The sequence below is a fragment of the Streptomyces sp. DSM 120436 genome (assembly GCF_055778765.1).
In genome coordinates this window covers 1527019-1539121 of the sequence record NZ_JBSKBS010000001.1, presented here as the reverse complement: position 1 = coordinate 1539121, position 12103 = coordinate 1527019, and the positions used below count along the sequence as shown (strand labels likewise).

General features: G+C 74.0%; 12 protein-coding genes. 1 reads left to right on the top strand and 11 read right to left on the bottom strand.

Annotated features, from left to right (window positions below; genetic code table 11):
- Positions 1 to 132: 132 nt before the first annotated feature.
- From ACWH4W_RS07065 to ACWH4W_RS07015, 11 genes are all read right to left on the bottom strand, one after another.
- Complete coding sequence (locus ACWH4W_RS07065; protein ID WP_473074948.1) at positions 133 to 999, bottom strand: alpha/beta hydrolase; 867 nt, start codon at positions 997 to 999, stop codon at positions 133 to 135.
- Between the two features lie 160 nt (positions 1000 to 1159).
- Positions 1160 to 2371 (bottom strand): kynureninase, encoded by a 1212-nt coding sequence (gene kynU / locus ACWH4W_RS07060; protein ID WP_473074947.1) that lies wholly within the window; start codon positions 2369 to 2371, stop codon positions 1160 to 1162.
- Positions 2364 to 3194: a tryptophan 2,3-dioxygenase family protein gene (locus ACWH4W_RS07055; RefSeq protein ID WP_473074946.1), complete on the bottom strand. Its 831-nt coding sequence runs from the start codon at positions 3192 to 3194 to the stop codon at positions 2364 to 2366. The genes kynU and ACWH4W_RS07055 overlap by 8 nt, the downstream gene beginning before the upstream one ends.
- Before the next feature lie 165 nt (positions 3195 to 3359).
- Positions 3360 to 3773 carry a DUF3151 domain-containing protein gene (locus tag ACWH4W_RS07050; protein WP_473074945.1) on the bottom strand — a complete coding sequence of 138 codons (414 nt, stop codon included), beginning with the start codon at positions 3771 to 3773 and terminating at the stop codon, positions 3360 to 3362.
- An 86-nt stretch (positions 3774 to 3859) separates the two neighbouring features.
- Positions 3860 to 4891: a class II fructose-bisphosphate aldolase gene (gene fbaA, locus ACWH4W_RS07045; RefSeq protein WP_473074944.1), complete on the bottom strand. Its 1032-nt coding sequence runs from the start codon at positions 4889 to 4891 to the stop codon at positions 3860 to 3862.
- 157 nt (positions 4892 to 5048) lie between these two features.
- Positions 5049 to 5597 (bottom strand): orotate phosphoribosyltransferase, encoded by a 549-nt coding sequence (gene pyrE / locus ACWH4W_RS07040; protein WP_473074943.1) that lies wholly within the window; start codon positions 5595 to 5597, stop codon positions 5049 to 5051.
- A gap of 9 nt (positions 5598 to 5606) precedes the next feature.
- Positions 5607 to 6395: an aldose epimerase family protein gene (locus ACWH4W_RS07035; protein WP_473074942.1), complete on the bottom strand. Its 789-nt coding sequence runs from the start codon at positions 6393 to 6395 to the stop codon at positions 5607 to 5609.
- Positions 6396 to 6551: 156 nt separating this feature from the next.
- Positions 6552 to 7502: an SRPBCC domain-containing protein gene (locus tag ACWH4W_RS07030; protein ID WP_473074941.1), complete on the bottom strand. Its 951-nt coding sequence runs from the start codon at positions 7500 to 7502 to the stop codon at positions 6552 to 6554.
- A gap of 86 nt (positions 7503 to 7588) precedes the next feature.
- The gene (locus ACWH4W_RS07025) at positions 7589 to 9286 is read right to left on the bottom strand and encodes a polyamine aminopropyltransferase (RefSeq protein WP_473074940.1); all 1698 of its coding nucleotides are present in this window, start codon (positions 9284 to 9286) and stop codon (positions 7589 to 7591) included.
- Positions 9287 to 9345: 59 nt separating this feature from the next.
- Positions 9346 to 9879: a DUF2617 family protein gene (locus ACWH4W_RS07020; RefSeq protein WP_473074939.1), complete on the bottom strand. Its 534-nt coding sequence runs from the start codon at positions 9877 to 9879 to the stop codon at positions 9346 to 9348.
- 387 nt (positions 9880 to 10266) lie between these two features.
- Entirely contained in the window at positions 10267 to 10506 is a 240-nt protein-coding gene (locus ACWH4W_RS07015) for a hypothetical protein (RefSeq protein WP_473074938.1), read from the bottom strand.
- A gap of 184 nt (positions 10507 to 10690) precedes the next feature.
- Between ACWH4W_RS07015 and ACWH4W_RS07010 the strand changes: the two genes are divergently transcribed.
- Positions 10691 to 11887, top strand: a complete 1197-nt coding sequence (locus ACWH4W_RS07010) for a pyridoxal phosphate-dependent aminotransferase (RefSeq protein WP_473074937.1) — start codon at positions 10691 to 10693, stop codon at positions 11885 to 11887.
- The last annotated feature ends 216 nt before the right edge of the window (positions 11888 to 12103 follow it).

Genomic DNA, 12103 nt, shown 5'->3' with positions numbered 1-12103 from the left:
GCCCGTCAGGAAGGGAAGGTACGGAGCGTGGCCGGTGACCCGCGTCCCGCCGGGGGACTCCTCCGCCGGGTGGCTCTCAGGTATGAGGGGTATGACCAGGCCTCTGTCCAGGGGGAGTCGGGGTCTCGGCCCTCACCAGGCGAGCTGGGCGATCTCCTCCGCGACGACCGCGCAGGCGTCCGCGGCCGGGTCGATGAGCGGGAAGTGGCCGACGTCCTCCAGCAGGGTCACCCCGACGACCTCGCCGGCCTTCGCCGCCGCGTCCGCGTACGACTCGGCGACCTCGGGCGGGACGTCGGTGTCGGCGCGGCCCTGGACGAGGGTGGTGGCGATGCCCGTGGGCAGCAGCAGCGCCGGGTCGGCGTGCGGCCGGCGCTCGGCGAAGTGGTCGTCGCCGCCGAGGAGTTCACGGGTCGCGCCGCCGCACACGCCGAGCTTGTCGGCGACCTCGAAGTCCGCGAGGGGGGCGAGGGCGACCACCCCGCGCAGGGGCGCCGGGACGTCGGTGCGCCAGGGGGAGCCGACGGGCAGGACGTGCCGGGCGGCGGCCCACAGCGCCAGGTGGCCGCCGGCGGAGTGGCCGGTGAGGACGATGCGGCGCGGGTCGCCTGCGGGGAGGTGCCGCCGTATCAGTGCGGGCAGGGCGTCCAGCGCGGCGGCGACGTCGTCGAAGGTGTCGGGCCACCGCCCGGCCACCGGGCCGCCGCCCGCGTCCGCCGCCCCGTGCCGGTACTCGACGCTCGCCACGGCGAAGCCGCGCCCCGCGAGGAACGCGGCGAACGGGCTGACGTGGCGCCGGTCGTAGGGGGCGCGCCAGGCGCCGCCGTGCAGCACGACGACCACCGGCGCGGGGCCGGCCCCGCCGCGCGGCGCGTAGAAGTCGATCACCTGGTCGGGGTCGTCGCCGTAGGCCGCCGTGGCGTCCGGATCGACCGGCGGACGGGAGAAGGCCGACTTCTCCTCGGCGGCGGCCCGGGCGGCTGCGACGTCGTCCGTCATGCTCCAACCTCTCAGCGATACAACGTGGTTCGACCGGACCGGGCATGCACACGGCCGTTCGGCCGGGACGGTACCAGGACCCCGGGCGCCCCTCTCACCGGGAGGCCCCGCCTGACCGGCCCGAACGGGGCCGGGACGCCGTCGCCCCGGCCCCGGCCGCCTACCGCAGTTCCTCGGCGAGCACCCGCGCGGCCCGCTCCACGTCGGCGAAACCGACGTACAGCGGGGTGAATCCGAAGCGGAGCACGTCCGGGTGGCGGAAGTCGCCGACCACGCCCCGCCCGATCAGCCTCCGCATCACGTCGCCCGCGTCCGGGCAGCGCAGGGCCACCTGGCTGCCCCGCTCCCCGTGCGGCAGCGGGGTGAGGCACTCCACGCGGCCCTCGGGCACGTACTCCGCGACGCACTCCAGGAAGAAGTCGGTCAGGGCGAGGGACTTGGCGCGCACCGCCTCGACCGTCACCCCGTCCCACACCTCGAGCGCCGCCTCCAGGGCGAGCATGGAGAGGATGTCCGGGGTGCCGACCCGCCCGCGCACCGCGCCCTCGGCCGGCTCGTACGAGGAGCGCATCCCGAAGGGCTCCGCGTGCGAGTTCCAGCCGGGCAGCGGGGAGTCGAAGCGGTCCTGGAGGTCCGCCCGCACGTACAGGTACGCGGGCGAACCGGGGCCGCCGTTCAGGTACTTGTAGGTGCAGCCGACGGCCAGGTCCACGCCGTGCGCGTCCAGGCCGACCGGCAGCGCGCCCGCGCTGTGGCACAGGTCCCAGACGGCGTACGCGCCCGCCGCGTGCACCGCCGCCGTGAGCGACGGAAGGTCGTGCAGCCGTCCGGTGCGGTAGTCCACGTGGTTGAGCAGCACCGCGGCCGTGCGCGCGCCGAGCGCGTCCGGCGCCTCGGACGGCTCCACCGGGCGCAGCGCGCAGCCGGTCATGCGGGCCGCGGACCCGGCGATGTAGCCGTCCGTGGGGAACGTGGTCGCGTCCACCAGGATCTCGTCCCGCCCGGGGTCCGTCTCCCGCGCCAGCCGCACCGCGCCGACCAGCGCCTTGAACACGTTGACGCTGGTGGAGTCGCCCACCACGATCTGCCCGGCCGCCGCGCCGACCAGCGGGGCGATCCGGTCGCCGATCCGCTCCGGCGCCGTCCACCAGCCGCTCTCCGTCCAGGAGCGGATGCGCATCTCGCCCCACTCGCGGCGCACCACGTCCGCGACCCGGCCGGGCACGGTGACGGGCAGCGCACCCAGCGAGTTGCCGTCCAGGTAGACCGCCCCGTCGGGGTCTTCGGGGCCGGCGAGGACGAACTCGGCGCGCTTGCCGGCGAGTTCGTCGACCGAGTCCAGCTTCTCCGCCTTCCGGGTCAGCTCAGACATAGGACCGCGCCGTCCACAGCTCGGGGAACACGCTCTTCTGCGCCCTCTTCTCCAGCCACGCCACTCCCGCGGACCCGCCCGTCCCGGTCTTCGCCCCCATGGCCCGGCGGGTGGCGACCAGATGGTCGTTGCGCCAGCGCCACACCAGTTCGGCTACATCGGTCAGCGCCTCGCCGAGCCGTGCCACCTCGTCCCGCTCGTCGCCCGCGTAGACGGCCGTCCAGATCTCCTCGACCTCACGCGACGGCTCGTACCTGTGCGACACGTCGCGCTCCAGCACCTCCTTCGGCACGGGGTGGCCGCGCCGCGCGAGGAACCGCAGCACCTCGTCGTAGAGGCTGGGCTCGTGCAGGGCCTTCTCCAGCTCGGCGTGCACCCGCGGCGCACCCCGGTGCGGGACCAGCATCGACGCGGACTTGTCACCGAGCAGGAACTCCATGCGCCGGTACATCGCCGACTGGAAGCCGGAGCCCTCGCCGAGGGCGCCGCGGTAGGAGTTGAACTGCGCCGGGGTGAGCCCGGCCAGCGGCCGCCAGGAGGCGTTCAGCGCCTCCAGCTCGCGCCGCGAGCGGCGCAGCGCGTCGAGCGCGGTCGGCACGTCGTCCCGGCGCAGCGCCTGCGCCGCGGTCTCCCACTCGTGCACGATGACGGTGAACCACAGCTCCATGACCTGGGTGGTCACCAGGAAGACCATCTCTCCGGGATCGTCCGAGAGGGTGTGCTGGAGGTGGGTGAGGACGTCGGCCTTGACGTAGTCCTCGTAAGGGGTCGTCCCTTGGAAGTCGAGATGCGGGGTCTCGGGCTCGTGAGCCTCGTGGGACATCGCTGTCTCCTGCTGTGTACTCCGGGTAGCGGTCCGCCCCTGCCGTTACCGGCACGGGGGCCCCGGTCCCCACGGTGCATCCTGCGCAATCGTCCCCCACCACCGCAAGGCCCGCCCGCCGAGCGGGCGGGCCGTGCGGTGGTCACGTTCCGTTTCCCGGCCGGTTCAGCCCAGGACCTGGGCCGCCGTCGGCGAGGAGTCCTTCAGGAACTGGGTGCAGCGCTCGTACTCCTCCTGCTCGCCGATCGCCTGCGCGGCGCGGGCGAGGGCGTGCAGGGCGCGCAGGAAACCGCGGTTCGGCTCGTGCTCCCACGGCACCGGGCCGTGGCCCTTCCAGCCGCTGCGGCGCAGCGCGTCCAGGCCGCGGTGGTAGCCCGTGCGGGCGTACGCGTAGGACTCGACGACGCTGTCCCGCTCGAACGCCTCGTCGGCCAGCCGCGCCCAGGCCAGCGAGGAGGTGGGGTACCGTCCCGCGACCTCGGCGGCGGTGGCGCCGGACGCCAGCAGTTCGCGCGGCTCGGGATCGTCGGGGAGGTGGGTCGGGGGCGGGCCCCCGAGGAGGTTCTCGTGAATGGACATGGGTCCAGTCTCGTACATCGGGCGCCGGGCGTACGGAAGAGCCCGGCACCTGGGCGGGTGCCGGGCTCGACGCGCGTGCGGACGGGTTACTTGATGCGGGTGCCCGCCGAGCGCAGGTGCCCGCAGGCCTCGACGACGCGGGCGGCCATCGACGCCTCGGCCAGCTTGCCCCAGGTGCGCGGGTCGTAGGTCTTCTTGTTGCCGACCTCGCCGTCGACCTTCAGGACGCCGTCGTAGTTGCGGAACACGTGGTCCACCACCGGACGCGTGAAGGCGTACTGGGTGTCGGTGTCGATGTTCATCTTCACGACGCCGTTCTCCAGCGCGGTGCGGATCTCCTCCTCCGTGGAGCCCGAACCGCCGTGGAACACGAAGTCGAACGGCTGCGTGCCGGCCGGCTTGCCGTACTTGGCGGCGACGCCCTCGTTGAGCTCCTTCAGCAGCTCGGGACGGAGGACGACGTTGCCCGGCTTGTACACGCCGTGCACGTTGCCGAAGGACGCGGCGAGCAGGTAGCGGCCCTTGTCGCCCAGGCCCAGCGCCTCGGCCGTGCGGACCGCGTCGTCGACCGTGGTGTAGAGGGAGTCGTTGATCTCGTGGGAGACGCCGTCCTCCTCGCCGCCGGTCGGGGTGATCTCCACCTCGAGGATGATCCTGGCGGCGCGGGCGCGCTCCAGCAGCTCCTGCGCGACGGCCAGGTTGTCGGCCAGGGTCTCCGCGGAGCCGTCCCACATGTGGGACTGGAACAGCGGGTTGCGGCCGGCCTTGACGCGCTCCTCGGACACCGCGAGCAGCGGGCGCACGTAGCCGTCGAGCTTGTCCTTCGGGCAGTGGTCCGTGTGCAGGGCGATGTTGACGTCGTACTTCTCGGCGACGATGTGCGCGAACTCGGCGAGGGCGACGGCGCCGGTCACCATGTCCTTGTTGTGCTGGCCGCCCAGGAACTCGGCACCGCCCGTGGAGATCTGCACGATGCCGTCGCTCTCCGCCTCGGCGAAGCCGCGCAGAGCCGCGTGCAGGGTCTGGGACGAGGTGACGTTGATGGCCGGGTAGGCGAACTTGCCTGCCTTCGCCCGGTCGAGCATCTCGTTGTAGACCTCGGGAGTTGCGATGGGCATCTGTCCGCTCCTTAAGAGTGCGGGGTGGGGTGCTGCGTACTGTCGGCCCTGACCTGGAACCTTGGATGCGACGTCATTGTCGGTCACATCCTTCCAGACTCGGCCGGGACGTCCATCCCGCCGTCCGCCCTGTGGGCGGCGGGGCCGGTCGGGCCGGTCAGTCCAGGCCCAGCTCGTCCTTGGAGTAGGCGAACAGGTACGGCACCCCGGCGCCCTCGCGGATCTTCTCGGCGGCGCCGGTGGCCCGGTCGACGATGGTCGCCACGGCCACGACCTCCGCGCCGGCCTCGCGCACGGCCTCCACGGCGGTGAGCGGGGAGCCGCCGGTGGTGGAGGTGTCCTCCACCACCAGCACCCGGCGGCCCCTGACGTCCGGGCCCTCCACGCGGCGCTGCAGGCCGTGCGCCTTGGCGGCCTTGCGCACGACGAACGCGTCCAGCTTCCGGCCGCGCGCGGCGGCGGCGTGCAGCAGGGCGGCGGCGACCGGGTCGGCGCCCATGGTCAGGCCGCCCACCGCGTCGAACTCCAGCTCCGCGGTCAGGTCCAGCAGCACCTGCCCGACCAGCGGGGCGGCCTCGCCGTCGAGGGTGATGCGCCGCAGGTCGACGTAGTAGTCGGCCTCGATGCCCGAGGAGAGGGTCACCTTGCCGTGCACCACGGCCTTGTCCTTGATCTGCTGCAGCAGCGCGCCGCGCGTGTCCGTCATGCCGCCAGCTTAAAGGCGGGTCCACGTCCAGGTCGTCGAGGCCTCCAGCGGCTCCAGCGGCGTGACCAGGCGCGGGCGGGTGTTCAGCCCGTCCGGGGGCCCGGTCTGCGGCTCCACGCAGACGGCCTCGTCCTGCTCGTCGTAGACGACCACCCACTCCTCGCGGCTGGTCACCTTCACCTCGAGCTGCCCCGGCCAGGTGAGGGTGACGTCCACGCCGCCGGGCATCCCGAAGCAGTCGTCCCACGGACCGGGCCGGGGGTCGACGCGCCGCCCGGTCGGCAGGTGGTCCTCCCCGCGCTCCTCCTGCCAGGCGGGCTCGAAGCCGATCGTCACGTCGTCACCGCCGAGGTTGCGCAGGAACCACGGGTGCCAGCCGATCTGCGCCGGGAACGACGAGCCGTACGTCTCGACGCTCATCGTCAGCGTCAGCGACCCCTCGGTGAGCGCCACCTGCTGCGTGACCCGCCCCGGGTAGGGCCACGGGTCCGTCAGGTCGTACGTCAGCACGGCCTCGTCGGTGCTCGTGCGGGCGGTACGCCAGGGGGCGTTGCGCGCGGTGCCGTGGATGGCGTGCGGGGGCGCGTTGAGCGGCATCTGCCGCACGGTGGCGCCGTCCCGGAACCGGCCGTCACGCAGCCGCCCGCACCAGGGGACCATCGGGAAGCAGCCGTACTTCTCCCCCTGCCGCAGCAGCTCCACACCCCCGAGCCGCAACCCCCCGACCCGTCCGCCGTTCCCCGGCAGCACGTCCACCTCCGCGTCACCCGCGGTCAGCGTGATGTGTTCGTCACTCACGCCTCGACCCTACTGGGACGATCACTCACGCGGGACGGGGAGGCTGACGCCTGCGACACGGAGGGCTGCGCTTGCCGCGCGGGGGTCTCCCCACGGGCGGGGTGTCCGGCGGGCGGGGTGTCCGGCGGGCGCGGGAGGGCCCGCCGTTTCGCGGTGTCAGCGGCGGCGGCGCAGTGCTCTGATCACGACGACCGCCGAGGCGACCGCGAGGGCGGCCGCGGGGGCGGCCCAGCGGAGGGGGGCGGGGGAGGCGACGGTCTGGGGCGCGGGGACCGGGGCGTACCGGCCGCGCGGGGGCGCGTGGTCGACCTCCTCCGCGCTGCGGCCGATCATCGTCCGCCGCGCGTGCGCGGCCTCGGCGAGGGAGTCGTCGCCCGCGTCGCCGGGGAGGGGCCGCCCGCCGGTCCCGGCCGGGAGCCCCGCGTCCGGGGGCGTCGGACCGGCGTCCGGGGTCTCCGGCTCCGGGGCGGGTTCCTCGTCCCGGAGCCGCGGTGGCTCGGACGCGGTGTCCGGAGCGGGCGTGGGCTCCTCCTCGCCGGACGGGGCCGCGCTCCCCCGTTCCGGTGGCGGGGGCGCGTCCTCCGCGTCCGGGGTGGTCTCGAAGTCCGTGGTGGCGCCGGGTTCGAAGTCGCCTGCCGCGAGGTGCTCCGGGGACGCGAAGGGCGCCGGCGGCTCCGCGTCCGCCTCCGCCACCGTGCCCAGGTTCTCCGCGAAGCGGTTCAGCAGGCGGGTGACCGCCGAGGTCACCGCGTCCCGCGGAAGCTCCGTGACGCGGCCGTCCGCCGTGGCGGTCCCCGTGACGACGAGCGCCGTGCCGGCGTCCGCGGCGCGGGGCGTCAGCCGCAGGGACAGCCGCACCGTCCCGTTCCCCCGGGCCTCGGCCGCCTCGCCCTCGACGGCGTAGGAGCCGTCGTCCCGCGCGGACACCCGTGCGGACCCGCGGTAGGTGATGGAGGAGCCGCCGATCCGTACCTTCAGCCGCCCGGCGACGGGTTCCGCGCCGGCGTCGTGCTGGAGCCCGGGCACCGCCCGGGCGACCCGCGCGGGGTCGTCCAGCACCTCCCTGAGCCGCTGCGCCTCGACCGGAACGAACACCTCGTGCTCCATGAGTGCGGAGCCTACCCACGCGACGCCGTACCGCACCCCCGTCCGCGAGAAGTCACGGCGCGTCGGCGCGGTGCGCGGTACGGTCCTCAGTCGCCGTACCGGGGGTGGACCAGCGTGGACGGCGGGAGCCCGGCGACGCGGGTGCGTTCCGCCGCCCGGACGTCCGCGGCGAGGGAGGCGTCGGTGAGCGTCCGGGGCCGCGGGCCGGCCGGGTCGAGGCGGGGCCGCGGGGTGTGCCGGCCGGCGGCCAGCACGAAGCCCCAGTCGCGGTGGGCGCGGGCCGTGTCCGCGGGCCCTCGGTCGGGTCCGGCGGCGTACCCGGCCTGCCGCCCGCGCACCCGGTAGGCGGTGGTGCGCAGACCGGCGGCGCGCAGGGTCGCGTCCACCGTCCAGAAGTCACGCGGCCGGGACGCGACCGCCCCGCCGTGCACCACGAGCCGCCCCTCCGGGGCGAGCGCCCGCCGGACCAGGCCGTAGAACTCCTGCGCGTACAGCTTGGTGCTGGCGGTGATCCCGGGGTGCGGCAGGTCCGACACCACGACGTCGTACGCGGCCGACGGCGCCGTCCGCAGCCAGTCGAAGGCGTCCGCGGTGATCACGCGGACCCGCGGGTCGTCCAGGGAGTGCGCGTTGAGCCGGGACAGCGCCGGGTCGTGGCGGGCCAGGCGCACCACGCCCGCGTCGAGCTCGACGACGTCCACCCGCCGTACCCGCGGATGGCGCAGCACCTCGCGGACGGCGAGCCCGTCGCCGCCCCCGAGCACCAGCACGCGCGCGTGGCGTCCGGGCATCGCGGGGTGCACCAGGGCCTCGTGGTACCGGAGTTCGTCCCGCTCGCTGACCCGCAGCCGCCCGTCGAGGAAGAGGTTCAGCGGCCGGCCGTCCCGCCCGCCGGTGAGCAGCACCTCCTGCACGTCCGTGTGCACGGCCACCCGTACGTCCGCGCCGTACAGGGCGTGCCGGGCGGCCCGTTCGAAGTCGTCGACGAGGACGGCCGCCGTGGCGAGCAGGGCGAGCACGCACACGTTGGCGGTGAGCAGCAGGCGGCGGGCGCGCCGGGTGAGGTCGTGCCGGAACAGCCCGAGGACCAGCGCGCCGCCGACGACCGCGTTGACCGCTCCGGTGATGAGCGCGCCCGTCAACTGGCCCAGCAGGGGCAGGAGGAGGAAGGGGAAGGCGAGTCCGCCGACCAGCGCGCCGACGTAGTCCGCGGCGGACAGGTCGGCGAGGGCGCCGCCCGCGTCCTGCCGGCGGATCCGCTGGATCAGCTCCATCAGCAGCGGCACCTCGGCGCCGATGAGCAGCCCGGTGGCGAGGGAGAACGCGACCAGCAGGCAGCGCGGGCCGCTCGCCCAGAGCCCGCCCCAGTCGCCGGTCCAGGCGAACACCGCGTACAGCGCCATCGCGCTGCCCCCGCCGATCAGGGCGAGCGCCGCCTCGACCGCGCCGAACCCGGCCGCCGCGTGCCGGCGCAGCCGCTTGGCGGCGAGCGATCCGATGCCCATCGCGAAGACCATCACGGACAGCACGACGGACGTCTGGGCGACCGAGTCGCCCATCAAGTACGCGGCGAGCGCGACCAGTTCCAGCTCGTACACGAGTCCGCACGCGGCGCAGACGAACACCCCGGCGAGGACCAGCCACCGTCCGGTGCCCTGCCGCACGGGCAGCGGCACCGCGCTCCTCGCGTCCTCCGGACCGTCCGGGCCGTCCCTTACGGGGCCGTCCGGTCCGTCCCGGGACTGCGCGGAGCCGGGCGGAGCGGTGGCCTGCGGATCGATCACCCCAGGGACGTTACGTCACGTACTCGTGGCACAACGTCACCCACACGCGTGATGTTCGTTTACGCCCGCAGGGCCCCGGCGTGCGCGGCGACGCGCGCTCCTACCCGGGTGCGGGTGGTCACGAGCTGGCCGTCCTGCGGGTAGGCGTGCCAGGTGCGCCAGTGGAACTGACCCTCGTGACAGCGGGCGAGCATCGCCGTGAAGGCGTGCGGACTGCCGGGGAAGACCCCGACGAGGCCCTGCGGGTGGTCGGAGACCAGGGCGAGCAGCTCCTGCGCCCGGCCGGCGAAGGCGCCCGGGGGGAGGACTTCCACCCGGGCGGCGAACTCGTACTCCCAGTCGTCCACCCGCTCGGCCACCGCCAGCGGGAGCGGCGTGCTGCTGCCGGGGATGCACGCCACCGTCTCCGAGCAGCGGCCCCGGTCCTCCTCCAGCAGCACCTGGTGGGAGGCGCCGAGCAACCTCAACTGGAGCTTGGCTCCTTGAAGTTCCAGGTCGAGGGTGGCCAGCGCCGGCAGCGGCTCGCGGCCCAGAGCCCAGGCGAGATCGGCCGCGCGCGTATCCGAATAGGCGGTGTTCAGGGTCGTGAGCATGGATCGGCTCCGCAAGCACACAGGAGAGAGACACGGGTCCGCGCACCCCGGGACCGGGGACTCGGCCCGTCAGCCCGGTCACCCGGCTGGAAGAGGGTCCGCGGGGAGATCCGATGGCTGCGCTGGTGATTTATAGGGAATCATGAACTGTGCCGCCACCACAGGGTTTTTACCCAACTTGGTGGGCTTTCCATCCCTTGGGGGGCTCCTCAGCTCACGTGTTCCACTACGGCGTACGCCTCCGGTGACGGCGTACCACCGCACACAACGCGCCGGCCGGAACCGGACTGCTCACCTCCGCCGGACGCACCACAGCGGGGCCCGCCCCAGGTGCGGACCCCGCTGCCGCGGATGCGTTCTCCCGAAGTGGAGCCGCGCTGCCCCGTGTCAGCCGCCTCCACCGCCGCATCCGCCGCCCCCGCAGGACGACCCGCCTCCGCAGGACGAGCCTCCGCCGGAGGACGATCCGCAGCTCACGCCACCCCCGCCGTCACCGGCCCACCAGCCGCCGGAGTGACCGCCGGAGCGGCTCCGGCCGCCCGAGGACGCTCCGGCGCCCCGGGACGCCCGCACGGCGAACGTCACGAGCAGGACGAGACCCACGACCAGGATGATGCCGACCGTCATGGCGCCACCCTCCTTCCGTTCCCCCCCGTGATCCCCCGAAGCTCCCCCCATGGGTGCCCGGCTCACGGTGTGACCGGGAGATGCCCTCACCCGATCCGCGCCAAAGCAGAGTTGAGCAACTCCAGAGGTTTCACGCCGACGCGTCGGCGGGGGCGGGTTGAGGACGTCCCCGATCCGGCGGAGGATGGCCGGCATGACCTCCAGTGCGCGCCCTCTGCTCAATCGCCGGCTCGCGGAGTTCGGGACGACGATCTTCGCCGAGATGTCGGCCCTGGCACTCCGGACCGGGGCCATCAACCTGGGACAGGGGTTCCCCGACACCGACGGCCCGGAGGAGGTCAGGGAGGCCGCCGTGCGGGCGCTGCGCGACGGGCGCGGCAACCAGTACCCGCCGGGGCCGGGCGTCCCCGAGCTGCGCACCGCGGTCGCCGCCCACCAGCGGCGCCGTTACGGCCTGTCCGTCGACCCCGACACCGAGGTGCTGGTCACCGCCGGCGCCACCGAGGCGATCGCGGCCTCGCTGCTGGCGCTGGTCGAGCCCGGCGACGAGGTGATCGCGCTGGAGCCGTACTACGACTCCTACGCGGCCTCCATCGCCATGGCGGGCGGCACCCGCGTGCCCGTCACGCTCCGGCCGGACGAGGGCCGCTTCCGGCTGGACCTGGACGAGCTGCGCGACGCGGTCACCGACCGCACCCGCCTGTTGCTGATCAACACCCCGCACAACCCGACCGGCACGGTCCTCACCCGCGAGGAGCTGGCGTCGATCGCCGCACTGGCGGTCGAGCGGGACCTCCTCGTCGTGACCGACGAGGTCTACGAGCACCTGGTCTTCGACGACGCCGAGCACGTCCCCCTGGCGACCTTCCCCGGCATGCGGGACCGCACGGTCACCGTCTCCAGCGCGGGGAAGACGTTCTCCTTCACCGGCTGGAAGGTCGGCTGGATCACCGCCTCACCGGAGCTGGTCACGGCGGTCCGCTCGGCCAAGCAGTACCTCACCTACGTCTCCGCCGGCCCGTTCCAGTACGCGATCGCCGAGGCGCTCGCGCTGCCCGAGTCGTACTTCACCGACTTCCGCGCGGACATGCTCGCCAAGCGCGACATCCTCGCGGCGGGCCTGGAGGAGGCCGGGCTGGCCGTCTACCGCCCGTCCGGCACCTACTTCGTCACCGCCGACATCCGCCCCCTGGGCGAGTCCGACGGCATCGCCTTCTGCCGCACCCTCCCGGAACGCGCGGGCGTGGTCGCCGTCCCCACGGCCGTCTTCTACGACCACCGGAAGATGGGAGCACCCTTCGTCCGCTTCGCCTTCTGCAAGCGTGCGGATGTGTTGCGCGAAGCGATCGAGAGGCTGTCCGAGCTGCGCGATCGCAGGTAGTCAGCCAGTCCGCACGAGACAGCCCCGGGCCCCTGTCGGCCGAGGTCGGTACAGGGCCCGGCCGCATGAGCTCCCCTCTCCTTGCCGGGGTGCCCTGTTCGCTCAGGTGATGCACGACGGCCTTCAGGTGGGCCGGCGGTGGTCTTCTCGGTGGCCGGACGAACCGCGTTCGTCATCGCTCTCAGGAAGTGACACCCTCGCCGAAAAGTGTGAACA